Here is a 26,748-nt window from a genome sequence, read left to right on the forward strand (position 1 = left end):
AAAAAAAATCTGAATTTTCACACATAGCTATGTTTGTTTAGAGAAATGAAATGCCTTTAGCCACAACGAAAAGCTATGTTTCTATGTGTTAAAAAAATAAGTCCAGTTAAAACTGAATACTGATGAACTGTGACTGCAAACTATTTACTTACTAACCACTTTAACTCAAACTATTTATGAAAACAACAGAAGACAGAATTCAGGAATTGATTAACGATTGGATTACGAACCCAAGATGGAAAGGTGTTGAACGTCCTTATACAGCTACAGAAGTAATTACGCTTCAGGGTTCGTATCAAATTGAGCATTCTATTGCCAAAATGGGAGCGCAAAAATTATGGAGAAAGTTAAAAAGTCAGGATTATGTTGCTGGTTTAGGCGCATTGACAGGAAATCAGGCGATTCAGGAAGTCGATGCTGGTTTAGAAGCTATTTATTTGAGTGGCTGGCAAGTAGCGGCCGATGCAAATTTGGCGGGAGAAATGTACCCGGACCAATCGCTTTATCCGGTAAATAGTGTGCCAATGGTGGTAAAAAAAATAAACAATGCTTTGTTACGTGCTGATCAGATTCAGACGGTAAATGGGGTGGAAGATAAAAAGGATTACTTGGTTCCGATTGTGGCTGATGCCGAAGCTGGTTTTGGCGGAAACTTAAATGCTTTCGAATTAATGAAGTCAATGATTGAAGCGGGGGCTTCAGGAGTTCATTTTGAAGATCAGTTGAGTTCTGCTAAAAAGTGCGGGCATTTGGGCGGGAAAGTTTTGGTACCAACTCAAGAAGCAATTAATAAGTTGATTGCGGCTCGTTTAGCTTCTGATGTTATGGGAGTTTCAACTTTAATTGTTGCCAGAACAGATGCCGATGCGGCTAATTTATTAACCAGTGATGCTGATCCAAGAGATGCTAAATTTATTACAGGCGAAAAAACCAACGAAGGTTTCTTTTATGTAAACAGCGGAATCGATCAGGGAATTGCAAGAGGTTTGAGCTACGCGCCTTATGCTGATTTGATTTGGATGGAAACCAGTAATCCGGATTTGGTTTATGCTAAAAAGTTTGCCGATGCGATGAAAAAGGAATTCCCGGATAAAATGTTGGCATACAATTGTTCTCCATCTTTCAATTGGGCTGCAAAATTATCTGTTGCTGAAATGGAAACGTTCAGGGAAGATCTTGCGGCAATGGGCTATAAATTCCAATTCATTACTTTGGCAGGATTCCATGCTTTGAATACGAGTATGTTCGAATTATCTAAAGCGTATAAAGAACGCGGCATGGCGGGTTATTCTGAATTGCAGGAAAGAGAATTTGCTTTACAACAAAGTGGATTCAGAGCGGTAAAACATCAGGCTTTTGTGGGAACTTCTTATTTTGACGCTGTTCAAAACACAGTAATGATAGGAAAATCAACCATAACAGCAATGGAACATTCTACAGAGGTTGAGCAATTTTAATTCAATAAAAAACACGGTTGTTTAGCCGTGTTTTTGTTTTTTGCCACAGATTGCACACATTAAAAAGATTAAAAGAATGTTGCCGCGAATTTGCTTCGCCTGTTCGCTATCGCTCGGGTCACGAATTCACGCGAATTTTAATTAGTGAAAATTTGTGAAATTCGTGGCGAACAAAAATCATTTTAATCTGTGCAATCTGTGGCTATAAAAACTATTTTTTCAAAAGCCTGGCTTTCATTTTGCTGAAAAATTCCGGTGTTACGCCAATGAAAGAAGCGATTTGTTTTTGAGGAACTTTATGAACCAGAGAACCATATTTGGTAGTGAACTTTTCGAAACGTTCTTCTGCAGGTAAACTTAAATTGTCCATTAATCGCTGCTGATTGGCAACTAATGAATTTTCGATTAAAATTCTAAAAAAGCGTTCTAATTTTGGAATCTCTAAATACAATTGTTCCTGATTTTCTTTAGATAGCGAAACTACTTCGGCTTCTTCCAGAACTTCTATAAAAAGCTGTCCGGGCTTTTGCGAAAAAAAGCTATACATATCGCTCATCCACCAGCCTTCGCAGGCAAAAGATAAAACATGTTCGACAATATTATCGTTGATATTGAAGCTTCTTAAAATTCCCGAGTTTACAAAATAGGAATGTTTGCAGACTTCACCTGCGTTTAATAAAATCGTTTTAGGCTTGTAAGTTTTCGTTTCTAGTTTAGATAAAAAAAGTGCTTGCTCTTCTGGAGTCAGTGAAACGTGTTTGGCAATGTTTTCAAGAATTAACTCCATTATTGTTCTTTTATCAAGGTGAAAGAAGTGGCTTTGAAACGGTTGTTTACTACTTTTCCGGTTACAGAAGCTTTGCGGATTTTGTTGCAGAAGCCATCCTTAGCATGTGCATCGCCATGTTCGTCGATCGTGGTTCCGTCTACAAAATAAGGTTTTCCGTCAATGCGAACGGCTAAATCACAGCTTTTTCCTTTCATTCCAAATTGACATTCGCCACAAGCGGTTTCTACAATTTGAGGTTTTTCGGTTGTTTTTTTATCCTGAGCCTGAGTTGCGATTCCAATAAATAGGAATACTATAAAGATTGCTTTTTTCATTTTTTAAGAATTTACAGTTATTAATTTAGAAGTTGCTTTGGCGCGTTCGACAACTTCTTCGATTGGAGTTGCCAATGAATCATGGCTCAATACAACTCCCATTCGGCGATACGGTCTTGAAGTTGGTTTGCCAAAAATCCTAAAATCGGTTTTGGGTAAAGCGGCTACTTTTTCGATTCCGGTAAAAGTGGGATTTGCAGAATCTTCAGAGGCTAAAATTACGGCACTTGCTCCGGCCTTTTCTAATGTAATTTCGAAAATAGGAAGGCTTAAAATTGCGCGTAAATGCAATTCGAATTCATTGAAGTTTTGAGTTCCGGCCAAAGTTACCATTCCGGTATCGTGTGGGCGAGGAGAAAGTTCTGAGAAATAAACGCCGTCATTGGTTAGGAAAAATTCAACACCAAAAAGTCCTGCTCCACCAAGTGCTTCCGTTATTTTTTCGGCCATGTCCTGCGCTTCGTACAAATCGGCTTCAGAAACTTTTGCGGGTTGCCAGCTTTCCTGATAATCACCGCGTTCTTGTCGGTGACCAATTGGTGCGCAAAATAAGGTTGGATTATTATTCTGCGTAATCGTTAAAAGCGTAATCTCTGAATAAAAATCTACAAAAGCTTCTACAATTACTTCGATAACATCTCCGCGAGAACCTGCAACTGCATATTGCCATGCTTTTTCGATATCATTTTCGGTTTTTATGGTTGATTGTCCTTTTCCCGAAGAAGACATTAATGGTTTTACCACACACGGAATTCCAACTTCCTGAACGGCTTTCTGTAATTCTTCGGCAGAAGTTGCGTATTGGTATTTGGCTGTTTTTAATCCTAATTCTTTTGAGGCCAAATCACGAATGGCTTTGCGATTCATAGTGAAATTTGCTGCTTTCGCCGAAGGAACAACGGTAATGCCTTGTTTTTCGTAATCGTAAAAACGTTCGGTGCGAATGGCTTCAATTTCGGGAACTATAAAGTCGGGTTGGTGTTTGTCTACGATTCGGTCTAAGGCTTCGCCGTCGAGCATATTGATGACTTCAAATCCGTGAGCAACTTGCATGGCTGGGGCATTTTCGTAACTGTCGACAGCAATTATGGTTTGTCCGATTCGTTGTGCGGCAATGACAAATTCTTTGCCTAATTCGCCTGAACCTAGGAGTAGTATTTTCATTTTGGAGTGTTGTATTGTTGGAGTAGTAAAAGTAGGTAAAAATGTTTTTAACCGCAAAGTTCTATTTAGGTGTCTTAATGTAGAGGCGCACTGCAGTGCGTCTACGTAATCTATATTTAACCGCAAAGGTTTACGCAAGAGCGCAAAGATTTCACGCAGATTTTGCAGATTCGGCAGATTTAATTTAAGTGGAAATTTAATTTTTAGGCAAAGTAACCATAAAGTATGTCATTTCGACGCAGGAGAAATCTTCGCGAGAAGCTCGACAAAGATTGGATTGTCGTTGCGGAGTTACTTGTGAAGATTTCTCCTGCGTCGAAATGACAAGATTGTGAGGATAATTAGTGTTAGTAAACGAAAAGTTATTTTGGAACCTGAATGCGTGAGGGATAGAAGTGGAAAGCCCACAGCCTGACGAAGGAAGTGCGAGGACTTGCAGCGGATAGCCCGGCCCGGAGGGACACGCCCAAATTATTTTTATGTGTAAATTTTTGTTAATAATTATAGCATAACTTCATGTTTGGCGGCTTTGAAATTTTCTTTAAAACGATGCGATATTTCTATATTTGCCAGCTTATAAATAAAACCCCAAAAGAATGAAATTAAATATTTTTTTAGTGATGAGTGCTTTATTCATTGCATCAACCGCAAATAGCCAAATTACCATTTACAGATTTGGATTAGGCCAGCAGAAAGCAGATGCGATAATTTTTAAAAAAGACAAACAACAAATTAATGGTGTAGTTCATTTTCCTGATTTTGAAGATAAAAAAGTAAAAATAAAAGTAGGAGAGAAGAATGAGAAATATGCTGCCAGCGAGATAGATTCAATTCAGATTTTTGACGCTGAGAAAAAGCTATCTTACACTTTTTTATGGACGAAATCAAAAGTATACAAAAAGAAGGGTACAGAATTTAAGGTTATTAAGGAAAAATGGTTGTGTAAAACAATTATTGGAAAAGTGTCTTTGTATTTAGGTGGCCTGGAATACGGAATTAAGGAAGTTAAGGTAAAGAATGAAGAGACTAATGAAAAGATAAAAGAATCTAAAATGGAAGTGGTGACTAAAGATGTTAATCATTATTTGAAAAGAAGTAATGAGGATTATCCTATTTTGGTTTCTGTAAGTTCAAATGGTTTTTCTGCTGGTTTTAATGTTTTTTTTAAAGAATATGGTGCTTACTATTTTAGTGATAAACCTGAAATTGTAAAAAAAATTCAAGATAAGGAATACAAATATGAGGATATTGAGAAAGTTGTGAATTTGTATAATATGAAACCGGCGAAGAAAGCTGAACCAAAAGCTGAACCGAAATCAGAGGTAAAAGCGACAAAAACTAAGTCAACGCCAAAAGCAGGATCAAAAACCACTACTAAGAAAAAATAAATAAATAAAAAAAGCGATACTGTAAAGTATCGCTTTTTTGCTTTTTAGTGAAATTGATCTTCTTCGATTTCGAATTCGGCATCTTTTTCCCAAATCTCCATTTCGCAGGGTTTGCAATTGAATTTTAGTTTGTATTCGAGCTCGCCTTGTTTTAAAACCAATGGTTCTTTTACTTTTACACCCATGATATCTTTTTGGTGTATTGGGCATTTTTTTAATTCGTATTTGATGCAATATTTTGTGGTCATTACACGAGATTTTCCCGGATCCCATTGTAATTCGAATGCTTTTTCTATTTCGGTTACACCGTGACGCTCGTAGAATTTACGCGCGGTTTTGTTTGAAACGTTGTACATGAAATCCAGTTTGGTTTCAGGATACGGATGTGACGTTTTTACCAATTGGTGTTCTTCGCGTTTGTAATTTGCTAAACGAATCTCGGTTAACTGATCGTAAACGGTTCTTCGCATTTCGTTGATTTTTGAAATAGGAAGGAACCAGTTTTGAGAAAACATAATATTAATTTCATTGGCAGTATAAGGGGTAAAACCTGTTTTTGCCAATTGCGTTTTGATGTTTTCTTCGATTGATTCGCCGGTTTTAGTCTGTTCTTTTGAATGTTCTAAGTTTACGGTACTTACATTTCCGTCTTCATCGGTTGCGATTAGTTCGAAACCAGTTTCAGTTTCGGTAAGTAATAGAGTAGTGCTTAGTTTACGAACGGCACTGTCTTCTCTTTCTACAATTTTGATAAAAGCGGCATCGTTATTTCTGTAAATGAAAGTTCCGTCTTTTACTTCTTTTAAAACGTTTGGATATATTTTACCGTTTTCGGCTTTGTTTACATAGATTCCGTCGGCTTCGTTGTTTTCGTTGATGAAACAAAGTCCGTCACCGTTGTTTAGTAACTCGCCGTTTTCGATTTCGTAAGCGTTTCCAACAGTTCGGATTAGTTTACCAATGTATTGTCCTTTTGATTTTGGGCTTTCCCAGGAACCAATACTGTGATTTCTATCGTTTACAAAATAATCGGTATAACCACGGTTGAAAGTTCTGTTTAAAGAAGAATCGAAAGTATAGGTACAAGTTCCAGATGAAGCTTTCATGTATTTTTCGCTTCCGGCTCCTTCTAAATAACTGTCCAGTTTTTGACGTAGAAAGGATACGTTATTTTTAACGTAAACTACATCTTTCAATCGTCCTTCGATTTTGAAAGAAACGATTCCGGCTTCAACAAGATTAGGGATTTGATCTGAAATATCTAAATCTTTGATAGAAAGTAAGTGGCTGTTTTTGATTAAAGTTTCTCCGTTTCCGTCGATTAGATTATAAGGTAAACGGCAGTTTTGAGCGCAAGAACCACGATTGGCGCTGCGTTCTCCGTTGGCCACACTCATATAACAGTTTCCGCTAAAGGAAACGCATAAAGCTCCGGTTACGAAAAATTCTAATTCTACATCAGCCTCGTCGTATATTGTTTTAATTTGATGTAAGTTCAATTCGCGGGCTAAAACCACACGTTTGATTCCGGCATCTTTAAGGAATTTAATTTTATCAGCATCACGGTTATTGGCTTGTGTGCTGGCGTGAAGTACGATAGGAGGTAAGTCCATTTCCATAATAGCCATATCCTGAATGATCAGGGCATCGACACCTATATCGTATAATTCCCAGATCATTGAGCGACACGTTTCGAGTTCGTTGTCGTACAAAATGGTATTCATTACTACAAAAACCTGAGCATTAAATAAATGCGCATATTTTACCAATGCAGCAACATCTTCGATTGAATTGTTGGCATTAGAACGTGCTCCAAATTGTGGAGCTCCAATATAAACTGCATCGGCGCCACTGTTGATGGCGGCCATTCCTCCAATTAAATCTTTAGCAGGAGCTAATATTTCAATTTTCTTCTTCATTTTTAGAACTTTAGGCTTTTGTGGTATTCATGGAAAAAAGTTTGCAAAGTTCTTATAAATAATTCGAGTTTGCTAATGCTGAAGTGACTTTTTTTGAAATAGTTAACTAATATGGAATGATGATAAATGAGGTTTTTTATTTAGCAGGTTCGTAAATAAGTTGCACAACTCCTGATTTGAAAATATTGGTTTTAAGTAATTTTAAATCTATTCGGTTTTTTAGGTCTTCAAATAATGGTTTGCCATTTCCTAAAACTGTTGGATGAACAGATATTCTATAGATATCAATAAGGTTCAATTGAATAAAAGTTTTAATGAGGCTTGCTCCGCCGTATAACCAAATGTCTTTTCCGGATTGTTTTTTGATTTCGTTTACTGTATTTGCGATATCAGAATTTATGAAGGTAGCATTCTCGTCTTTTATATTTTGGCTGGAAAAAACGTATTTCTCCTTTGCGTGTACTTCTTTCCAAAGTGATTTTTCAGCTGGACTTGCATTTTCATCCGGTTGATAATTTCCCCACATATCATAACTTACTCTACCATAAAAAATAGTGTCTATACTGGATAGAAAACCATCAAAATCCATATCGTCATCCATGATACACCAATCAGTTTCGCCGTTAGAACCTTCGATAAAACCGTCTAATGTTACTGCCAGATCTAAATTTACTTTTTTCATTTTTTGATAAATTTTGTTTTATGTATTGGCGATAAAAATATAGAATTTGAGAGTTTATAAAAACAAAAAACTACTTAGTTTATTAACCAAGTAGTTTTCTTCTCAAAAATATAGTGCCAAATATTATGACAGTTTTTTCGCTTTGATTTTAGTCAGAGTGTTTTCGATACTGTTTAATTGTTTCGAAACTATACCAATTTGACTTGAATCAAGATGGTTGTGTTCAAGAGCCATTTTGTATTTTTCGATGGCAGCTTCTTCTCCGGTAATGCAAGCATTAATGATCGCTTCTGTATCTCCGCTTGTGAAAGAAGATTTAATATCGATCCAGGCACGGTGTATCGCTCCTAATGGTCCGCCGCCTGAAGTATCAGTTGATTTTCCTAGTTTGTTGATTTCGTCTTGTATTTCTACAATGAATAAAGCACGTTCGCGGGCATACTCTAAAAAGTCGGTTTTGATTGCCGGGCTTTCTACATGTTCTGCGGCATTAGTATATCCTAATTTTCCATCTTCAAGAATCGAAATTAATCCTTCTAATGTGCTAACTGCTTTTTCTGTGGTTTCATCTGTATGTATCATAATAAATAATTTTTAAATTAATGTATAATACAAAGTTGGGATTTTATAAAGCGTTATGTCTTATAGAATTACAACGGGTGTTTATAAAATTGTGGAATGGGAATTTTGAAACACTTATTTATATTTTTATTTTAATATCTTTTGAAATACCATATATTTTTGAATAAAAGAAGATATTATTGTCAAACGCAAAATCGTGTTCGATTACATTATAAAATCCATTTTCTTTCATTTTTTGTAATTTCTCTACTGGTAAAAGTTTTTTCAACTCTTCTTTAGTGATTTTTCTATTTAATTTAAAAATATTGTAAAGGTCTTTGTAGATAAGATAAGACATGTTTGATCCCAATTTTCTTTCATTTTTATTATTGATGTCAAGTGCCCAATAATTAAAATTTTCAGCTTTTTTATTGAATTCATTACTTTCGTTTAAAACATCAAAGACAAAAATTTTGTTATAAATTTCTACTATTTTTATTTCCTTTTTATTTATTGAAAATGTAGTAATTAAATTTGATTTATTTAATTTTTGAATAGCATAGTCTGTTAAGATTTTTACATTATATGTGGCAAATCCTGTTGCTTTTTTTGAAGAAGTATTAATGTTATCCTGAAATTTGATTGTATTATAGGTTAAATCTTTGTCTAAAAGTGTGCCTCCGTTCTCGCTTGTGGTATGGGTGCTGTCAATTACTATTTTCTTTTTATTTTCATTAATTGCATCAAAAGATTTTAATTTTATTTTGACAAAATCGAGATCATTGTTTTTTTGAAAGAAGCTCGGGAAATGTGATTCAAGTAAAAGTTGTTGCTTGTTAAATTGAGTCACTAAGCTTAATTTTGAATTTTTTGAAAGTGAATCGATACAGGAAATTAATTTTTCGTTGGAAAGAGTACTTTTAAAGAAAACTTCTTTTTCATCAAATTTTTTAAGACTTACTTCTTTTGAAATGGCATTGTAGTTTTCAAACATACCATAAATTGCATCATATATAGCCGAAGAATTTTCGTTATTAATCTTTTCGCTTTCGCCTTTGTAAAAAACGGAAAGCATGATATTTGGATTTTGCTGTGCGTTAATTTCTTTAGAAAATAGTATAAATGTTAGAACCAGAAGTAATCTTTTTTTCATTTTTGTCGGTGGTTTTATTAACTGAAGTTGCAAACATATCACTTTACATTAACTTCTGAATTATAAAGATTATAATTAATTTTAAAGTGTTATATACAGCAAAAAAAAGGCCTCAGGGATTTCCTGAGGCCTTATTTGTATAAATATGAATGTGTTGTTACACAGCTAAAGCTTCTTTGATTCTGCGTAATGCTTCTTTTAAGATATCGTCGCTTGTTGCGTAAGAGAAACGAATACAGTCTGGATTTCCGAAAGCGTCTCCGGTTACCGTAGCTACGTTTGCTTCAGCCAAAAGGTACATCGATACGTCGTTTGCATCTTTAATTTCGGTTCCTCTTAAAGTTTTTCCGAAGAAAGAAGAAACGTCTGGGAATACGTAAAATGCTCCTTCAGGAACGTTGATTTTTACGCCTGGAATTTCTTTAAGTAATCCTACCACTAAATCTCTACGGGTATGGAAAGCCTGAACCATGTGGTTTAGTACGCTTGGATCAGCTTCTACAGCAGTAATAGTAGCGCGTTGCGCTACAGAATTTGCTCCTGAAGTTACTTGTCCCTGAATTTTTGTACACGCTTTTGCGATGAATTCCGGAGCTCCAATATAACCAATTCTGTATCCTGTCATAGCAAATGCTTTTGCTACTCCGTTTACAGTAATGGTTCTTTCTAACATTCCCGGGATTGAACCGATGCTGCAGAACGTTCCTGAGAAATTGATGTGCTCATAAATCTCATCTGCAACTACGTATATATTTGGGTATTTTTCTAACACTTTTGCAAGAGCTGTAAGCTCTTCTCTGCTGTAAACAGATCCAGATGGGTTACAAGGAGAAGAGAACCACATCATTTTTGTTTTTGGCGTGATGGCAGCTTCTAATTGTTCTGGGGTAATTTTGAAATCAGTATCTACAGATGTTGGAACTTCAACTGGAACTCCGCCTGAAAGTTTTACAATCTCGAAGTAAGAAACCCAGTAAGGTGCTGGCAAAATAACCTCGTCACCATCGTTTAACATTACTTGCGCAATGTTGTACAAAGATTGTTTTGCTCCTGTAGAAACTACGATTTGAGTTGGTTTGTACTCTAAATTATTGTCTCTTTTGAATTTTTTGCAAATTGCTTCTCTCAATTCTAAATAGCCTTCTACCGGAGAATAGGTGCTGTAATTTTCGTCTACTGCTTTTTTAACAGCTTCTTTGATGAAGTCAGGAGTGTTAAAATCTGGTTCACCTAAACTTAAACTGATAATGTCTTTTCCTTGTGCTTTTAACTCACGTGCTAAAGCAGCCATTGCTAAGGTTTGTGATGTCGCTAAGTTGTTGATTCTGTCTGAAAGAATATGATTCATTATAAAAATTTTGAATGTCCTTAATTTCAACTTTAATTAAGGAAGGTTAATTATTAATAGGATTTTTTTTAGTTCTATGCTAGTTCCGGTTTCATTCCAAGATCTTTAAGATGCTTGTAATGTGCTATAACCGCTCCTCTCATGGTTCTGAATTCATGATAAGGCAAGTTGCATTCGATTGCAGTTTGTTTTACGATTTCGGCAATTTTTCCGTAATGAATATGACTGATATTCGGGAAAATATGGTGTTCAATCTGATGATTTAATCCTCCTGTAAACCAGTTGATTATTTTGTTTTTTGGAGCAAAATTAGCGGTTGTGTACAATTGGTGTATTGCCCAGGTGTTTTCCATTTCTCCGTCTTCATTAGGAACCGGGTTTGAAGTTTCTTCTACTACGTGTGCCAACTGAAATACAATACTTAAAATTAATCCGGCTACGTAATGCATTACGAAAAATCCAACAACAACTTTCCACCATGTTACGCCAAGTACCATTGGTAAAACCATCCAGATTAAAACGTAGATTATTTTTGTGATCACCAAAACAGTCCATAATTTGACAGGACTTTGAGGTGTTCCATAAGATAATTTTCTTTTAAGATAGTTTTTCATTTGCTTAAAATCGGTTGTTAAAGCCCAATTGAAAGTCAATAGTCCGTATAAAAAGAAAGAATAATAGTGTTGGAATTTATGAAAACGTTGCCATTCAGCATTTTGTGTAAAACGAATAATCCTTCCGGCATCAAGATCTTCGTCATGTCCGTGAATATTTGTATATGTATGGTGCAATACATTGTGTTGTACTTGCCAGTTGTGAACATTTCCTGCCAGAATATAAATACTTCCGCCCATAATCTTGTTGATCCATGATTTAGACGAGTACGATCCGTGGTTTCCGTCGTGCATCACGTTCATTCCAATTCCGGCCATTCCAACTCCCATCAAAATGTTTAATAACAATTGTGCCCAAAATGGCATAGGAAGAGTTAAGATCAAAAAGTAAGGCGTTAAAAAAACTGCAAAAAGAATAATTGCTTTTAAGTGCAACTTCCAGTTTCCTGTTTTCTGAATGTTATTCTCTTTGAAGTAATTGTTTACTCGTGAGTTAAGTGTTCTGAAGAACTTCAGATTGTCTTGTTTGGCAAATGTAGGTGCAGGGTTATTCATAATTAATTTAAATAGTTTTCAAAGGTAATTATTATAAATTTTCAATTTGCAAAATTGAGTTAAATATTTCAACTCTAAAGTAGTACTTTTGTTAAAAAATTAGAGCAATGGATGAGATATTGAAATATTTTCCTGATTTGACCGACATTCAAATCGAACAATTTCAAAAATTAGACTTTTTATACCACGATTGGAATGAAAAAATCAATGTTATTTCGCGTAAAGACATTGATGCATTATATACAAAACACGTTTTGCATTCGCTTGGAATTGCAAAAATCATGAAGTTTGAACCGGGAACATTTGTTCTTGATGTTGGAACAGGCGGAGGATTTCCCGGAATTCCATTGGCCATTCTTTTTCCTGAAACGCGTTTTTATCTGATTGATGTTATTGCCAAAAAAATAAAAGTTGTTCAGGGCGTTGTTGATGCATTAGAATTAAAGAACGTAAAAGCAGAACAATTGCGTGCCGAAAATGTAAAAGGCGATTTTGACTTTATTGTAAGTCGTGCTGTAACCAATATGCCGGATTTTGTTTCGTGGATTAAAACTAAAATCAAAAAGCAGCAAAAGCATACGTTGAAAAACGGAATCCTATACCTAAAAGGCGGAGATTTGACCGAAGAATTAAAAGATTTCCCAAAAGCAACTTTATATGATTTGTCTACCATTTTTGAAGATGAGTTTTTTGAAACCAAAAAAGTAGTGCATTTGCCTTTGAAGTTTACTGTTTAATATTCTTTAAAAAATAAAAAAACCGACAGCGTGCTTAATAAGCATTCTGTCGGTTTTTTGTTTGCTATTAGTTAAGATGCTTTTGAGTAATTATCATAACACAATGATAATTTTGTGGTTGAGCGTATTTAATTATCTTTGAAAATACTTATAAATAAAGTAATAATGGATAGAAGGAAGTTCTTTAAAAATGGTTCTTTATTAACGATTGGAGCCGCAGTTATGAATCCGTTTCAGGGTTCTGCAAATATTTTAGATTTAGAAGAGGTAAATAAAAATAAGAAAGCCAAAAATATTATTTTACTCGTTAGTGACGGAATGAGTACCGGAACATTGAATATGACCGATTTGTTCCTGAACAGAAAAACAGGAAAAGGTTCTAACTGGATTCAGTTGTATAAAGATAACAGAGTTTCCAGAGCTTTGATGGATACAGCTTCTGCAAGTTCTATTGTAACGGATTCTTCGGCTGCCAGTTCTTCGTGGGGTGGTGGTTTTAGGGTAAACAACGGAGTCCTTAATGTGAGTCCGCAAGGAGAGCCTCATTTGCCCATTTGGCAAAAGTTCAAAAAGGCAGGAAAAATGGCGGGTTGTGTAACAACAGTTCCTATTACTCACGCTACTCCGGCGGGTTTTTGCGTAAACAGTAAAAGCAGAAATGCACAGGATGATATTGCCGAACAATATTTAGATCTGGGTTTTGATGTTATGATGGGCGGAGGTTCAAACTATTTTAGTGCTGAATCAAGAAAAGATAAAAAAGATATGTTTGCTGCTTTTAAAGCAAAAGGATATCAGGTGGTGAAAAATCGCGCAGATATGGATTCGGCTTCGAATTCTCAGCCTATTTTGGGTGTGTTTGCAGAAGATGGACTTTCTTATTATGTAGACAGAAATAGTGATCAAAATTTACAGAAAACCGTTCCAAGTCTTGCGGAGATGGCGCAGAAAGCTATTGACAGAATGAAAAATCATAAAAATGGTTTTGTTTTGCAAATAGAAAGTGGAAAAGTTGACTGGGCGGCTCACGGAAATGATATTGCAGGTTTAATTCACGATCAGATTGAGTTTGATGAGGCTGTGAAAATCGCTATAGATTTTGCCGAAAAAGACAAAGACACATTAGTCATTATTACGACAGATCACGGAAATGCCAATCCTGGGATTATTTATGGTAAAGATGCCAATGATAATTTTGATAGTATCCAGAAATATACGCAGACAAATGAATGGATTTTGAATCAGATAAAACCGCAATCTTCTGTTGCACAAGTAAAGGAAATTATCGAAAAGGCAAATGGACATTCGGTTTCAGACGAAGAGGCAAAAACGGTACTAAGCTATTACGACGGATTGCATAAAGAAGACGGACTATATAATTATAAAAAATTACCCTATAAAGCTTTTGCAGAAATGCAGGGAAAAATAAATTCTGTAGGATGGATAAGTATGGACCACTCTGCTGATTATGTAGAGTTGGCCATGTTTGGTCCCGGAAGCGAACTTTTGAAACCTTTCGTAAAAAATACCGATTTGCATTACCTTATGTTACAGGCGGCAGAAGTCGAAAATAAGTTTTAGTTGAATAAAATAAAACCCCACAAATTTCAAAAATAGTTGAAGTTTGTGGGGTTAGTTTTTAAAAGAATATCAATTAAGAAGCTCTTTTTGGAAAGCACAAAAATTGATTAGATTTAGTATCTAAATTATGAATTAGCTCGTTTATTGCTTTTTCTGTTGCCTCGGTAGAATTTTCAAACTCTGGGTTAAAGAAAAAATCACGGCAAATTACAGGTTCGTGTGATGAATCATAAACTGCTTCAAAGTTTTGCTCTAAATCATCATTGTTATATTGACATGGATAGTCACGTTTTAAAACCGCTAGCGTTCTGTTGAGCCATTTGTCAAAAACTCTTTTTCTTGGTGTAATGTGACGCGCTAATAATACTAGTCCAATAAGTTCGTTCTGAATAGCGTATGATCCTTTTCTATACATAACATCGATCATTGTTACATTCATAAGGGCTATCCATAAAGGTCCGTTTACAGTTCCGGAAGCCGAAATATCAAAGTTAGCATCAAAAACTAAAGGTTTTGTATTTTCGATATTACCAATAGAACACCATAAAGCCTCGATTCTTTTTTGGGTATCATTATTCATTTTTGTGTAACCTGTATATCGCCAGTAGATCCATTCGAGCAAAGCTGCTGTAAGGCCCACAGAAGCTTTGTGATTAATTTGCATTAAGGCATGTTCAAGTTCATCATTCCCTTCTAAAGGATCTAAAAATTGCTCTATCTTTTTTTTACTCCATTTAAAGTCAATTGGATGTCCAATACTTTTTGCCTGTACAATTACAGGAGGTGTGTTTTGTAAATTTCTCATAGTTTCTTTTTTTTATTTTTTTGCTGGATTGTTGTAAAATTTGATTGCAAAGCTCTTTCTAAATATGTTTAATTTCTCTCTAAATTCTTCCGCTTTAAATCTTGGTGTAAAAGTATAATGAGATATATTTTTAGAGTGTTACGAAAAGTTTTAAAAGTAACAGAATAGGATTTTTTAAGCTGTATACTACTGATAATCAATATAATAAGAAAAGTATTACAAATTTCAAGTATTTAAGATTGTCAGAATAACTATAAATCGATTTAAGTTTTCATGATTTAATTGTAAGTGGTTGTTTTTTAATAGTTTGATGTTTTTGGAAGCTTGGTAAAAAAAGCGAGTTACAAAGTGAGTAATCATGAGATTTTGTCGGAATAAACAATTAATATGCACTCATCCTCTATTATTTTTCGTTCCTGTACTTTTATTTGGTCAATCTGTAGTAGAGGAATACCTTTACTACAGCACTAACAAATTTTACTTTTGAAAACAAAGACTATACTATCGACATACTGGAAAATTCAACTTATAGGATGGATTACTGCTTCTTTATATTGGGGATTATCGGCTTTCCTGACGGGTAATTTTATATGGAAAATGGGCGTAATAGATTTAATACTAGATGTGTCAATTGGTATTACGCTAACTCATATATATCGAAATTTCGCCTTAAAAAACGGATGGAATAAACTGAATCTGAAAATGCTGTTGCCAAGAATTATATTCAGTATTTTGATACTTTCTTTATTGTATATGGTTTTGATCGTTGGGAAACTTTATGTGGTACGCCTTTTAATTTTTAAAAATGAAACTGTTTCTTTTTTAGCGTTTTTTCAATCAGTGCAATTACAGGTTTTTATCACCGGTACACGATTAATGTCTATTTGGGTATTGGCATACCATCTTTATCATTATTCCCGACTCGAATTAGAAACAGTAAAAGAAAATGCCCGCTTGTCTATTATAATAAAAGAAGCACAACTGAATAATCTGAGTGCGCAGCTCAATCCTCATTTCTTTTTTAATTCATTAAACAATATAAAATTCCTGGTCATAGAAAATCCGGATGCCGCCAGAAGAGCTATCGATTTATTGTCTGAACTTTTAAGAAATTCTCTAAATAGCAACATTGGGAAATTGATATCGCTAGATGACGAAATTAATCTGGTGCGGGATTATCTGGAATTAGAAAAAATACGATTTGAGGATCGTTTGCAGATCAAAATTGAAACCAGTGTAGATTTATCCAAACGGCTAATCCTGCCTTTTAGTATTCAGTCATTGGTTGAAAATGCTATAAAACACGGCATCGAAAAAAGAAAAAGCGGAGGTTTTATTACTGTAAAAGTTGAATTGGAAAACGATTTTATAAAGATTACTGTTCAAAACTCAGGAAAGCTAAGTAATGAGATTAAAAATTCAGGTATAGGATTGAGTAATCTGAAAGAAAGATTGTTGTTGCAATATAACGGAAATGCTTCTTTTGAGATTATTCAGATGGAAGATGAAACGGTTTTGGCTACTATTTTAACACCATCAAAATGAAAAAGATAAAAGTAATTATAATAGATGATGAACGTTTAGCTAGAGAAGAAGTAAAAATAGCTTTAAAAAACTATGAGGACTTTGTGCTTATTGGCGAAGCTGAAAATGCCGATGATGCTAAGGTTTTGATCGAAAAAGAAATGCCTGATTTAATTTTTCTTGATATCCAGATGCCTGAAAAATCCGGTTTCGATTTGTTAGAATCTTTAGATCATGTTCCGACAGTTTTATTTATTACCGCTTATGATCAATATGCAATACAAGCGTTTGAAGTAAATGCTTTAGATTATTTAATGAAACCTATAAGAGAAGAACGTTTTGCAAAAGCAATTCAAAAAATAAGAGATACGATGCAGCTGAAATCTTCCTTAAATGATACTGAGGCAAAAGAGCGAAAGATTTTTATTAAAGACGGCGAGAAACGGTTCTTTATTCAATTAGATGAAATTTATTTAATTGAATCTTTGGAGCATTACACCCGATTGTTTTTTCAGGATAAAAAAGCACTTCAAAGACGTTCTCTTCGTCAATGGGAAGAAATTTTAGACGAAAATATTTTCTTTAGAATAAACAGAACCGAGATTATAAATATAAAATACATCCAGGCAATCAATACAACAAATAGTGGCAGGTTAGAAGTAAAACTAAAAACCGGCGAATTATTAGAAGTTTCAAACCGCCAATCCGTAAAGTTCAAAAATCGGAACGGGATTTAAATCATCTTTCAAAATTATTTTAATGCGTACAGCTAATGCTATTAGTTGAGGGCTTCTGTATGCTTTTTTCAGATTTAATAACGCAGTTTATTATATAACAACCAAGCTTAAAATAAAGCTTGCTAATAAAACCATTTTCATGAAAACAATTTTAAATTTTGTATTTCTTATTCTCATGATATCAAATACATTTTCTCAGCAAACCAGTAAAACAAAATCCGAAGATCTAAAAAGTGCTTATGATATTCAGGATAGTGTCATGATCAAAACGCGTGATGGTGCTTTGATATCGGCAATTGTAGTGCGTAAAAAAGGAATTTTGGTTCCGAAACCCGTAATTCTTCAACATACGATTTATGCAGAAGAAGGAAAAGGGATCAAATCTTTGAAAGAGGCAGCAGATAAAGATTATGTGGGTGTTATTACCTATTCGCGAGGTAAACGATTTAGTCCTGATGAAATATTTCCTTATGAAAATGAAGCCAATGATACTTATGATGTCATCGATTGGATTAGCAAACAAGAATGGTGTAACGGAAGCATAGGAATGTTTGGCGGTAGTTATAATGGAATGACGCAATGGGCAGCGTGCAAAAAAATGCATCCCGCCCTTAAAACTATAGTTCCTTATGTTGCTAATCGAGCCGGAATGGGTTTGCCAATGGAAAATAATGTGTTTATAAATCCTAATTACGAATGGTCTTTTTATGTTGGCAGTAACAAATATCTCGATACAATGGCAGGAAATGACAGGCAGCGATTTAGAAATATGCAGTTTAAATGGTGGGAAACCGGAGTTGCCTACAAAAAAATGGACAGCATTGACGGAACTCCAAACAGACTATTTCAGCGATGGATACAACACCCTTCGTTTGATGAATATTGGCAGAAAATGTCGCCATACAAAAAGGACTTTGCCCAAATAAATATTCCGATTTTAGTTATCGACGGTTATTATAACGATTCTCAAAATTCGAGTTTGTATTATTTAAGAGAACTTCAAAAATACAATCCCAAAGCCAATTCTTATTTAATCATTGGTCCGTACAGTCATTTTGGGGCGCAAAAAGGCGGTTCTCCTATAATAAATGAGTATAAAGTTGATAAAGACGCATTAATTAATACTAAAAAAATAACGTACGAATGGTTCGATTACATTTTAAAAAACGGACCAAAACCTGAAATTTTAAAAGACAGGATTAACTATCAGGTAATGGGAGCCAATGAATGGAGAAGCGTTCCGTCTCTAGATAAAATAAATAATGGTTTCCTGAAGCTGTATTTAACGAATAATAAATCCGGAAAATTTTATGCTTTGAATGCTAGGAAGCCTTCTAAAAACGGTTATTTATCGCAGGAAGTAGATTTTGCCGACAGACAAACTCAAAACAATGAATATTACCCGGATCCTATTATCAAAAAAGAAATTGATACAACAAACGGATACATTTTTATAAGTGATCCTTTTAAAGAGTCGATATTGGTAAACGGATCATTTTTAGGAGAAATAAAGGCAAGCATCAATAAAAAAGATATGGATATTAGTGTTACGTTATATGAATTAACACCAAATGGAGAATATTTTCATTTGTCTTATTTTTTGGGCCGTGCGAGTTATGCCAAAGATAGTACAACAAGAAATTTATTAAACCCCAATAAAATAGAATCGATTCCTTTTTCGAATACACATTTGGTCAGTAAACAATTAAATAAAGGAAGTCGTTTAGTGGTGGTATTAAACGTAAATAAAAATCCTTTTTCAGAACTCAATTACGGAACAGGAAAAACAGTTACCGATGAAACAATCAAAGATGCGAAAGAACCCTTAAAAGTAAAATGGTATAACGATAGTTTTGTAAAAATCCCGATTTGGAAGTAAATTAATAAAAAGTAAAAGCCGCAAATTTCAAAATGAAGTTTGCGGCTTTTTTATAAATCTAAAATCTGAATTCTAAAATCAGAAATTATCCTAAGAAAGGGTATCTGTAATCTTCGGGAGTTACAAAAGTTTCTTTGATCGTTCTAGGAGAAGCCCAACGTAATAAGTTCAATGCAGAACCTGCTTTATCGTTAGTTCCTGAAGCTCTTGCTCCACCAAAAGGCTGCATACCTACAACAGCTCCTGTTGGTTTATCGTTGATGTAGAAGTTACCTGCAGCATTTTGCAATTTCGTAGTAGCTACTTCGATAGCATAACGATCCTGGCTAAATACAGCTCCTGTAAGAGCATACTCAGATGTAGTATCAACTAATTCTAAAGTCTCTTCCCATTTTGCATCTTCGTAAACGTATATAGTAATAACTGGTCCGAATAATTCGGTTTCCATTGTAGTATATTTAGGGTTTGTTGTTACGATAATTGTTGGCTCAATAAAGTAACCTACAGATTTGTCGTAATTTCCACCAGCAATGATTTCAGCATCAGCATCTTTTTTAGCCTGATCGATAAAACCAGCCAATTTATCAAAAGAACCTTCGTGAATAACTGCAGTAATAAAGTTTCCGAAATCTTCCGGAGAACCCATTTTCATCGATTTTACATCAGCAATTAATTGTTCTTTTACAGCTGGCCATAAACTTTGCGGAACATAAGCTCTTGAAGCTGCAGAACATTTTTGCCCTTGAAATTCAAATGCACCACGAGTAATTCCTGTAGATACTTGTTTTGCATTAGCGCTTGGGTGAGCAATGATAAAATCTTTACCACCAGTTTCTCCAACGATTCTTGGGTATGTTTTATAGTGGTGAATATTAGCACCAATTTTAGCCCAGATATCTTTAAATACATGAGTTGATCCTGTAAAGTGAACTCCGGCAAAATCACGGCTTGCTAAAACAGTATCCGTAATCATTAAAGCATCTCCAAAAACAACGTTGATAACGCCATCAGGAACACCAGCTTCTTTGAAAACATCGATAATGATTTTTGCAGAAAAAACCTGGCTATCACTTGGTTTCCAAACCACAACGTTACCCATCATTGCAGCACTTGCAGGAAGATTTGCAGCAATAGCAGTAAAGTTAAAAGGAGTAATCGCATAAACAAACCCTTCAAGAGGTCTGTATTCTAAACGATTCCATGTAGTCGAATCAGACTTAGGCTGATCTCCGTAAATTTGCGTCATAAATTCTACGTTGTAACGTAAAAAGTCGATCAATTCGCAAGAAGCATCAATTTCTGCCTGATGAATATTTTTAGATTGACCAATCATTGTAGCAGCGTTAATACGCGCTCTGTATGGACCTGCAATAAGTTCAGCAGCTTTTAAGAAAATAGCAGCACGTTGTTCCCATGCCATGTTTGCCCATGCAGTTCTTGATTCAAGAGCATTAGCAATTGCTTTTTCAATATGTTGTTTTTCAGCTAAGTGATAAGTTCCTACAATGTGTTTGTGATCGTGAGGAGCTGATATTGTTCTTGTATTTCCAGTTCTGATTTCTTCGCTTCCGATGTATAACGGAACGTCAATTTTAGAATTCCACAATGTTGTGTAAGCTGCCTGAACAGCTGCTTTTTCTGGTGAGTTAGGTGCGTAGCTTTTTACTGGCTCGTTTACCGCTTTTGGTACATGAAAGAATCCTTTTAGCATTTTATTTAAAATTAGATAATTAGACAATTTAAGGGTTAGATGATTTGATTTGTTACGAATAATCTAACGCTGCACAAAAGTACAAAGGATAAATTAATAATTTGACAAATTTATGATTAAGATAACGATAAAAAAGAGCAGGCTTTTTTAAACTTTTTTTAGTTTAAAGCAAAAGGAGCGCACATTCTAAAAGTAGGAACAATTACTTTGAATGTTTTTGTAGAGGTAAAATTGATCATATTAAAATAACCTTTCATTGCACCATAAGGAGATGACAATAGACAACCTGAGCTATAAGTGTGATTTTCTCCAGGTTTCAAAACCGGTTTTTTACCAATAACACCTTCTCCGTCTACAACTTCAAGATCGTTTAAAGAATCAAATATTTCCCAGTGACGAGAAGTTAACTGAACTGAATCTTTGCTGTGATTTTCGATTGTAACTACATAACTAAAAGCAAAGTGGATCTTATAGTTCTTGAAGTAAGTACCTTCAAAACTAGTCAAAACAGATATTTTTATGCCTCTTGTTATCTGAGAAACCATACTAAAGTAGTAAATATGTGTGGGTTATAGTTGCAAAGCTACAAAAAAAAATCTTTCAATCTAAATCCTTAACAATGTTTTAATTTACGATGTTTATTGAGTTGGCATTTCCTTTTCCTATAACTCTTTGATAGCGATCTGTACTTTCTTTATAATAAACCAATATGGTATACTCATTTTCAGTTTGATAAAAGTTTCCGTCAATCGCATTTTCATAATCAATAACACCTTTTTTATCGGCAATTGTGTATTGAAAATTAGTAAAACCTTGTTTAATCATGACTGCTTTTTCAAAAACAGCTTTCTCAGTATTATACTCCATTTTGTATTCTGGCGATAAACTGTAATTGTTGAACATTCCGGTAATATAAATGTCTTTGTTTGTTGATCTGAAAGTAGGAGCCGAAAGAGTAAAATAAACCCACGCATAATCGGCTTCTATTTCGTTGCTTGAAGCGTTGATGTTTTTCACCACAAAATTTCCGTTTACGTCCTGATACACCGTATAAATCTGGTTGGCTCTTGCCTGATTCGTATATAAGTACGAATTGTAAATGTCGTTATTGGCGCCAACTCTTCCCACATTATTGCTTGCTGCACGAATGTCTTTATTTTCGAAATATAAAAATTCATTTCCGCCCCAAAATTGAGTTTCCTGATTGTATTTGTAAACCAATTGATTTCCTATTGTGTATTGAGGAGGAATATTTTTGATAGCGGTATTAAAATTGCCGTTTTGTAATAATAAGATTTTTACATTTTGTAACGGAGTTTGAAAAGTAATATCATTCGATAATACGGCAAAGTCAAGATTTTGTTTGTAATCAATATTCGTAACATCACGGCTTCGTTTTACCTGAGCCGAAACTGTAGCATGATTTTCATATAAAATAAATTTTCTGGAGAAAACGAGCTCTCTGTCCTCATTTAGAATCCTCAGCATATAATTTCCCGAAATTCGTAATTGAGATGTAAACTGATTAGGAAAAGAAAGTCGATAATGAGAGTATACCTGAAGCGTATTAAAAGAGTTAGAGTAATCTGTAATTCTTTGATTATCAAAACCGCTAATGTAATCTGTTTTTGGGATATCAGTTGGTTTCCAGTTATAATCGCAATGGATAACTTCAAAATAATAATTGGCTTCATTACCAAACAAATCATCAAACTGAAAGGTAAAATTGTCGCCTAACTCAAATATAGGCACCACATTACTGCCGTTTTGAACAAACGAAACAGTTTTGATATTGTATGGAGGATCAATCTCGGTTTGTATTCCTTGCGCCTGGGCTGTGGCCGAAGCAAAAATGAAAATAAGAAGAAGATTTCTAAACAAAAATTTTGGCATCATATTACAATTGTAAGATTGTAAATATAAGAATTTTATATCATGTAATAAGATGCCGCTTTTACTGCTTTCGAAAACAAATTTATTAAGAGCTCAAAATGTATTCTAAGTTCACTTCGATTTCGTCATTAATATAACTTTCTTCTAAAAGCGAATCAGATAATAACTTTTTGTTTTCCTGTAGTTTGATGATTTTTTCTTCTACCGTATTTTTCGAAATAAACCTGATAACATTTACTTTGTTCAATTGCCCAATTCGGTGCGCTCGCCCAACTCCCTGCTTTTCAGCAAAAGGATTCCACCACGGATCTAAAAATAAAACATACGAAGCTTTAGTAATATTAAGACCAACGCCGCCCGCTTTGAGCGAAATAAAGAATAACAAAGGCTTTTCTTTTTCCTGAAACAATTTTACCTGTTGTTCTCTTTTACTAGCAGGAGTTTCTCCGGTAATCTCGCAAAATTCTATTTTGTTTTCCTTACACCAATCTGTATAAAAATGCAAATTAGTTACAAACGAACTAAAAATGATTGCCTTTTGTTTCTCTTTAACTAAAGTTTCCAGATAATTAGTGACGGCATTATATTTTCCCGAATCAATTTCAGATTCCTGATCCACCATTTTTGGGTGATTACTCAGTTGTCTTAACTTCATCAGCGTATTGATAATACTAATTTTGTCCGGGCTCGATCCGTCTGTTTTTAGTAAAAAGTTCCGTGCTTTCGATTTCTCTTTTTCATATAATTTTTCCTGTTCAGGATCCATGTCACAATAATAAATCTGCTCGGTTAATTCTGGTAAATCTTTCAAAACCTGTTCTTTGGTTCTCCTTAAAATATAAGGCTGGATGAGGTTTTTTAATTCAAACAAAGTATTTTCGTCCTGCTTTTTCTCAATCGGAATTTTAAAATTCTGAGCAAAAAAATCATAACTACCCAAAATATCCGGATTTATAAATTGCATTTGCGACCATAAATCGTCGAGTGAATTTTCGATAGGAGTACCGCTTAAGGCAATTTTATGAGACGTATTTATTTTAGTAATGGCTTTAAAAATCTTTGAGTTTTTATTTTTAATGTATTGACTTTCGTCTAAAATTAAATAACGGAAATTGTATTTTTCTAAAATTGAAATGTCGCGGTGAACAATGCTGTAACTCGTAAAAATCAAATCAGTTGAAGCTAATCTGCTGGCCAATAATTTTCGGTCATTGCCCACATATTGCATTTTCGAAAAATGCGGTGTGAATTTTGCCGCTTCATTGTACCAGTTAAAAACCAATGAAGAAGGTAAAACAATTAAAGCTTTTAAAGGTTCTCTTTCAATAGTAGTTTCATTCTGAAACAAATCAAAATTCGTGGTTTTAGTCGTAAATCCCAGTTGTTCCTGTACGGCAACCAGAACGGCAAGAGTTTGTAATGTCTTACCAAGTCCCATGTCATCAGCCAGACAAGCACCCAAATTAGAGTTAAAATGACCCAGAAGCCATTTTACACCATCGATTTGATAAGGCCGTAAAGCTGCTTTTAATAAATCAGAAGATACGTACTCGGCCTTGTGAATGATATCATCTTTGATTTCCGGAATCGCATCCAGAGCAGCAAAGTTGCTTTTACGCAGAAGTAAATTTCCATTCTCTGTTTTGGCCAACTTTGCCAGCGAACCATATTTACTCAACCATTCTAACGGAATCAGAAAATAGTTTCCGTCAGGCAATAAAAAGAGTCTTTCTTTGCTTTTTATGTTCGGAATAATTTCACTGAAATTGATCGTATAAGCACCAATCGTAATAACTATTCTGATATCGAACCAATCTTCTTTTGTTTCTTCTTTCGAAGCAGAAACAGTATGGTTTTCTGTAATGATTTCTTTGCTTTCCAGTTTTAAATTACAGATTGTAAATCCTAAACTTTCAAGTTCTTCTTTACGATCAATAACAAATTGAATATTGATGTAAGGATCTGGATTTTCTGCATCAGAATTTAATCCAAACAATTCGTTTTTGATTTTTATTAAACCAAGCTCAAGTAATTTGTCTGTGTATAAAGCTTCATCAGCACTGCGTTTGAACTGAATAATTTTAGGTTCGTTGGCAACACTAAAATCAACAAACGAATGTGTTTTTTTAGTTTTACTACTATCAAATGAATAACCGTTATAATCAAAATAAAGGTTGAGGTAATAGCAGTTTTTAAAGAAATCAAAAACAGGCTGAATCGTACTTGTAACAATTTGATCACGATGTTCAATTTCAAAACCGGTAGCTTCGATGTCTATTTTTTTTGCTATTTCAGGAATGAAACTTTTAAAATAATTGTCAACTAGTTTTGAAGGTATTTCGATTGACTGTTTCTTTAAAAACGGCATCAGCTTTTTAGAATTAAGATCCTTTAACTGTCCTAATTTTTTATCGATAATTAACCAGCTTGGCTGATCGAGCAGTATTTCGACACTGCTGTTCATTGGTGAAAATAAAGTTTTGTTTTCTTTTAAAGATAAAGTATACGTAATCCCCTCGGCATGTTTGTTAAATTCAATTTGAGGTTCAAAATGCAGTGGATCGGTGTTGACTCTGGATCTGTAAAAATCCTTTTCAGCACTCATATTTAGGGATAACGGAAATTGTTTTTGTACAATAAGACTATAAAAAGAGCCTAAATTTAATTGTAAATGCTGACGAATGGCAAATTCAATTTTGGAATCTTTTTGCAAATCAGCAATTGTTTTTGCGGATTTGACTTTTGTACTGAATTTTTTAAAAATAAATTCAGGCTTTAAAGCTTCGCAAGCCGTTAATATTTTTTTTGTGTCAGAATCTAATTGATCAAAAACAATAAAAAAACTTTCAAGTACGTCTTTAGTTGCTTTTTTATTTAAATATTTAATGTCATCTGTATCCTCAACAATATATGCAGTTGGAATATAATGATTCAGGTTTTTTTCAAAACTGATATCAAAACAAAATTGAAATGAATTTGAAAGATCCAAGATAAGGCGGTTAGGTTGGTTGTAATTTTGGAAGTGGCTTAAACTAAAAAAGTTTTCAAAATACTGCTATTCTGAAAACTTTTTTAAATGAACTTATATCACTTATATGGTGAAAAAATCCGAACGATTTAGTTTTCTGGTTTGAAGCAAAGCGGAATAATTTCTCCTTTTGCCAAACAATATTTCTCTACTAATTCGGGTGTAATTTTATTAGTATAATCTTCTTCAATTACGATAAAACCAATGCTTCTTAATTTATCAAAATAATCGCGGCCGTAAATACGAACGTGATCATACTGACCGAATATTTTAGCGCGTTCTTTTTGGTCTGTAATAGTATCATCAGCAAAAGTTACCGCTCTCGACAAATCTTGTGGAATTTGAAGAATCGCCATTCCGCCTGGTTTTAAAACGCGAAATAATTCCTGCATGGCTTTTGTGTCGTCCGGAATATGCTCCAAAACGTGATTGCACAAAATGACATCGTATTCGTTGTCTTTAAAAGGTAAATTACAAATATCTGCCTTTACATCGGCCAAAGGCGAAAATAAATCTGTTGTCGTGTAATCAAGGTTTTTTTGCTTACGGAATCTCTTGTAAAAAGCTTGTTCCGGAGCAAAATGCAATACTTTTTTCGGAGCTGTAAAAAAATCAGTCTGATCGTTTAGATACAACCAAAGCAAACGGTGTCTTTCTAAAGAAAGTGTACTTGGCGAAAGTACATTGTTACGTTGTTTTCCATATCCATAAGGTAAAAACGATTTAAAACTTCTCCCATCAATAGGATCGGTATATTTTGTTCCTTTTAATGAAAATGCCAAAACCGGACGAGCCACATAGCTCAAACGAATTAATAATGGACGCGGTATTGTATTGAGTACGAGTTTAAAAAGTTTCTTCACAGTTTAATAGATTTGAACACGAATTTCACAAATTTACACGGATTA

22 protein-coding genes are annotated in these 26,748 nt (G+C 34.3%); 7 read left to right on the forward strand and 15 right to left on the reverse strand.

Annotated features, from left to right (window positions below):
* Window positions 1–176: 176 nt before the first annotated feature.
* A complete protein-coding gene (gene aceA / locus ACIDC4_RS21525; protein ID WP_412044673.1) occupies window positions 177–1,457 on the forward strand; it encodes an isocitrate lyase in 1,281 nt (426 codons plus the stop codon).
* Between the two features lie 211 nt (window positions 1,458–1,668).
* On the opposite strand, the gene ACIDC4_RS21530 is transcribed toward aceA, so the two are convergent.
* The 3 genes from ACIDC4_RS21530 to purT are packed head-to-tail and all read right to left on the reverse strand — an operon-like array spanning window position 1,669 to window position 3,725.
* Window positions 1,669–2,244 carry a Crp/Fnr family transcriptional regulator gene (locus ACIDC4_RS21530; protein WP_412044674.1) on the reverse strand — a complete coding sequence of 192 codons (576 nt, stop codon included), beginning with the start codon at window positions 2,242–2,244 and terminating at the stop codon, window positions 1,669–1,671.
* The gene (locus ACIDC4_RS21535) at window positions 2,244–2,561 is read right to left on the reverse strand and encodes a DUF6370 family protein (RefSeq protein WP_412044675.1); all 318 of its coding nucleotides are present in this window, start codon (window positions 2,559–2,561) and stop codon (window positions 2,244–2,246) included. Before ACIDC4_RS21535 ends, ACIDC4_RS21530 begins: the two co-directional genes overlap by 1 nt.
* 3 nt (window positions 2,562–2,564) lie before the next feature.
* Window positions 2,565–3,725 carry a formate-dependent phosphoribosylglycinamide formyltransferase gene (gene purT / locus ACIDC4_RS21540; protein WP_412044676.1) on the reverse strand — a complete coding sequence of 387 codons (1,161 nt, stop codon included), beginning with the start codon at window positions 3,723–3,725 and terminating at the stop codon, window positions 2,565–2,567.
* Window positions 3,726–4,321: 596 nt separating this feature from the next.
* Here purT and ACIDC4_RS21545 point away from each other — a divergent pair.
* Window positions 4,322–5,113, forward strand: a complete 792-nt coding sequence (locus tag ACIDC4_RS21545) for a hypothetical protein (RefSeq protein WP_412044677.1) — start codon at window positions 4,322–4,324, stop codon at window positions 5,111–5,113.
* 44 nt (window positions 5,114–5,157) lie between these two features.
* Here the strand turns inward: ACIDC4_RS21545 and ACIDC4_RS21550 are convergent, their stop codons facing one another.
* The 6 genes from ACIDC4_RS21550 to ACIDC4_RS21575 all read right to left on the reverse strand — a co-directional run bounded on the left by ACIDC4_RS21550 (window position 5,158) and on the right by ACIDC4_RS21575 (window position 11,945).
* The gene (locus ACIDC4_RS21550; RefSeq protein ID WP_412044678.1) at window positions 5,158–7,032 is read right to left on the reverse strand and encodes a peptidase U32 family protein; all 1,875 of its coding nucleotides are present in this window, start codon (window positions 7,030–7,032) and stop codon (window positions 5,158–5,160) included.
* 136 nt (window positions 7,033–7,168) lie between these two features.
* Window positions 7,169–7,714: a dihydrofolate reductase family protein gene (locus ACIDC4_RS21555; RefSeq protein WP_412044679.1), complete on the reverse strand. Its 546-nt coding sequence runs from the start codon at window positions 7,712–7,714 to the stop codon at window positions 7,169–7,171.
* A gap of 123 nt (window positions 7,715–7,837) precedes the next feature.
* Complete coding sequence (locus ACIDC4_RS21560) at window positions 7,838–8,296, reverse strand: ferritin-like domain-containing protein (RefSeq protein ID WP_412044680.1); 459 nt, start codon at window positions 8,294–8,296, stop codon at window positions 7,838–7,840.
* Window positions 8,297–8,414: 118 nt separating this feature from the next.
* Complete coding sequence (locus tag ACIDC4_RS21565) at window positions 8,415–9,428, reverse strand: hypothetical protein (protein WP_412044681.1); 1,014 nt, start codon at window positions 9,426–9,428, stop codon at window positions 8,415–8,417.
* Between the two features lie 157 nt (window positions 9,429–9,585).
* Window positions 9,586–10,776, reverse strand: coding sequence for a pyridoxal phosphate-dependent aminotransferase (locus ACIDC4_RS21570; RefSeq protein WP_412044682.1), 1,191 nt, complete (start codon window positions 10,774–10,776; stop codon window positions 9,586–9,588).
* Window positions 10,777–10,850: 74 nt separating this feature from the next.
* A complete protein-coding gene (locus ACIDC4_RS21575) occupies window positions 10,851–11,945 on the reverse strand; it encodes a fatty acid desaturase family protein (RefSeq protein WP_412044683.1) in 1,095 nt (364 codons plus the stop codon).
* 107 nt (window positions 11,946–12,052) lie between these two features.
* Between ACIDC4_RS21575 and rsmG the strand changes: the two genes are divergently transcribed.
* On the forward strand, window positions 12,053–12,682 hold the full coding sequence (gene rsmG, locus ACIDC4_RS21580; protein WP_412044684.1) for a 16S rRNA (guanine(527)-N(7))-methyltransferase RsmG: 630 nt from the start codon (window positions 12,053–12,055) through the stop codon (window positions 12,680–12,682).
* A gap of 165 nt (window positions 12,683–12,847) precedes the next feature.
* Window positions 12,848–14,263 (forward strand): alkaline phosphatase, encoded by a 1,416-nt coding sequence (locus ACIDC4_RS21585; RefSeq protein ID WP_412044685.1) that lies wholly within the window; start codon window positions 12,848–12,850, stop codon window positions 14,261–14,263.
* Between the two features lie 73 nt (window positions 14,264–14,336).
* Here the strand turns inward: ACIDC4_RS21585 and ACIDC4_RS21590 are convergent, their stop codons facing one another.
* Window positions 14,337–15,068, reverse strand: coding sequence for a hypothetical protein (locus ACIDC4_RS21590; RefSeq protein ID WP_412044686.1), 732 nt, complete (start codon window positions 15,066–15,068; stop codon window positions 14,337–14,339).
* Between the two features lie 483 nt (window positions 15,069–15,551).
* On the opposite strand from ACIDC4_RS21590, the gene ACIDC4_RS21595 reads away from it, so the two are divergent.
* The 3 genes from ACIDC4_RS21595 (at window position 15,552) to ACIDC4_RS21605 (ending at window position 19,208) form a co-directional block, all read left to right on the forward strand.
* Window positions 15,552–16,613 carry a sensor histidine kinase gene (locus ACIDC4_RS21595; protein WP_412044687.1) on the forward strand — a complete coding sequence of 354 codons (1,062 nt, stop codon included), beginning with the start codon at window positions 15,552–15,554 and terminating at the stop codon, window positions 16,611–16,613.
* Window positions 16,610–17,329, forward strand: coding sequence for a LytR/AlgR family response regulator transcription factor (locus tag ACIDC4_RS21600; RefSeq protein WP_412044688.1), 720 nt, complete (start codon window positions 16,610–16,612; stop codon window positions 17,327–17,329). Before ACIDC4_RS21595 ends, ACIDC4_RS21600 begins: the two co-directional genes overlap by 4 nt.
* A 139-nt stretch (window positions 17,330–17,468) precedes the next feature.
* The gene (locus ACIDC4_RS21605) at window positions 17,469–19,208 is read left to right on the forward strand and encodes a CocE/NonD family hydrolase (RefSeq protein ID WP_412044689.1); all 1,740 of its coding nucleotides are present in this window, start codon (window positions 17,469–17,471) and stop codon (window positions 19,206–19,208) included.
* Window positions 19,209–19,293: 85 nt separating this feature from the next.
* Here the strand turns inward: ACIDC4_RS21605 and pruA are convergent, their stop codons facing one another.
* From pruA to ACIDC4_RS21630, 5 genes are all read right to left on the reverse strand, one after another.
* Window positions 19,294–20,919 carry an L-glutamate gamma-semialdehyde dehydrogenase gene (pruA, locus tag ACIDC4_RS21610; RefSeq protein WP_412044690.1) on the reverse strand — a complete coding sequence of 542 codons (1,626 nt, stop codon included), beginning with the start codon at window positions 20,917–20,919 and terminating at the stop codon, window positions 19,294–19,296.
* 158 nt (window positions 20,920–21,077) lie between these two features.
* Complete coding sequence (gene apaG / locus ACIDC4_RS21615) at window positions 21,078–21,464, reverse strand: Co2+/Mg2+ efflux protein ApaG (RefSeq protein WP_065452127.1); 387 nt, start codon at window positions 21,462–21,464, stop codon at window positions 21,078–21,080.
* Window positions 21,465–21,543: 79 nt separating this feature from the next.
* On the reverse strand, window positions 21,544–22,812 hold the full coding sequence (locus ACIDC4_RS21620) for a type IX secretion system plug protein (protein ID WP_412044696.1): 1,269 nt from the start codon (window positions 22,810–22,812) through the stop codon (window positions 21,544–21,546).
* A gap of 85 nt (window positions 22,813–22,897) precedes the next feature.
* On the reverse strand, window positions 22,898–25,801 hold the full coding sequence (locus ACIDC4_RS21625) for a DEAD/DEAH box helicase (protein WP_412044691.1): 2,904 nt from the start codon (window positions 25,799–25,801) through the stop codon (window positions 22,898–22,900).
* 128 nt (window positions 25,802–25,929) lie between these two features.
* Entirely contained in the window at window positions 25,930–26,703 is a 774-nt protein-coding gene (locus ACIDC4_RS21630; RefSeq protein WP_065452128.1) for a class I SAM-dependent methyltransferase, read from the reverse strand.
* Window positions 26,704–26,748: the final 45 nt, after the last annotated feature.

It is taken from the genome of Flavobacterium sp. C3NV, assembly GCF_046825355.2.
GTDB lineage: Bacteria > Bacteroidota > Bacteroidia > Flavobacteriales > Flavobacteriaceae > Flavobacterium.

Excerpts from the sequence above, each read along its gene's own strand:
- ACIDC4_RS21605 (WP_412044689.1), top strand. The coding sequence starts at position 17,469 with ATGAAAACAATTTTAAATTTTGTATTTCTTATTCTCATGATATCAAAT.
- ACIDC4_RS21535 (WP_412044675.1), bottom strand. The coding sequence starts at position 2,561 with ATGAAAAAAGCAATCTTTATAGTATTCCTATTTATTGGAATCGCAACT.
- ACIDC4_RS21575 (WP_412044683.1), bottom strand. The coding sequence starts at position 11,945 with ATGAATAACCCTGCACCTACATTTGCCAAACAAGACAATCTGAAGTTC.
- ACIDC4_RS21600 (WP_412044688.1), top strand. The coding sequence starts at position 16,610 with ATGAAAAAGATAAAAGTAATTATAATAGATGATGAACGTTTAGCTAGA.
- apaG (WP_065452127.1), bottom strand. The coding sequence starts at position 21,464 with ATGGTTTCTCAGATAACAAGAGGCATAAAAATATCTGTTTTGACTAGT.
- ACIDC4_RS21590 (WP_412044686.1), bottom strand. The coding sequence starts at position 15,068 with ATGAGAAATTTACAAAACACACCTCCTGTAATTGTACAGGCAAAAAGT.
- purT (WP_412044676.1), bottom strand. The coding sequence starts at position 3,725 with ATGAAAATACTACTCCTAGGTTCAGGCGAATTAGGCAAAGAATTTGTC.
- ACIDC4_RS21530 (WP_412044674.1), bottom strand. The coding sequence starts at position 2,244 with ATGGAGTTAATTCTTGAAAACATTGCCAAACACGTTTCACTGACTCCA.
- ACIDC4_RS21550 (WP_412044678.1), bottom strand. The coding sequence starts at position 7,032 with ATGAAGAAGAAAATTGAAATATTAGCTCCTGCTAAAGATTTAATTGGA.
- ACIDC4_RS21555 (WP_412044679.1), bottom strand. The coding sequence starts at position 7,714 with ATGAAAAAAGTAAATTTAGATCTGGCAGTAACATTAGACGGTTTTATC.
- pruA (WP_412044690.1), bottom strand. The coding sequence starts at position 20,919 with ATGCTAAAAGGATTCTTTCATGTACCAAAAGCGGTAAACGAGCCAGTA.
- ACIDC4_RS21620 (WP_412044696.1), bottom strand. The coding sequence starts at position 22,812 with ATGCCAAAATTTTTGTTTAGAAATCTTCTTCTTATTTTCATTTTTGCT.
- ACIDC4_RS21585 (WP_412044685.1), top strand. The coding sequence starts at position 12,848 with ATGGATAGAAGGAAGTTCTTTAAAAATGGTTCTTTATTAACGATTGGA.
- ACIDC4_RS21545 (WP_412044677.1), top strand. The coding sequence starts at position 4,322 with ATGAAATTAAATATTTTTTTAGTGATGAGTGCTTTATTCATTGCATCA.
- ACIDC4_RS21560 (WP_412044680.1), bottom strand. The coding sequence starts at position 8,296 with ATGATACATACAGATGAAACCACAGAAAAAGCAGTTAGCACATTAGAA.
- aceA (WP_412044673.1), top strand. The coding sequence starts at position 177 with ATGAAAACAACAGAAGACAGAATTCAGGAATTGATTAACGATTGGATT.
- rsmG (WP_412044684.1), top strand. The coding sequence starts at position 12,053 with ATGGATGAGATATTGAAATATTTTCCTGATTTGACCGACATTCAAATC.
- ACIDC4_RS21570 (WP_412044682.1), bottom strand. The coding sequence starts at position 10,776 with ATGAATCATATTCTTTCAGACAGAATCAACAACTTAGCGACATCACAA.
- ACIDC4_RS21565 (WP_412044681.1), bottom strand. The coding sequence starts at position 9,428 with ATGAAAAAAAGATTACTTCTGGTTCTAACATTTATACTATTTTCTAAA.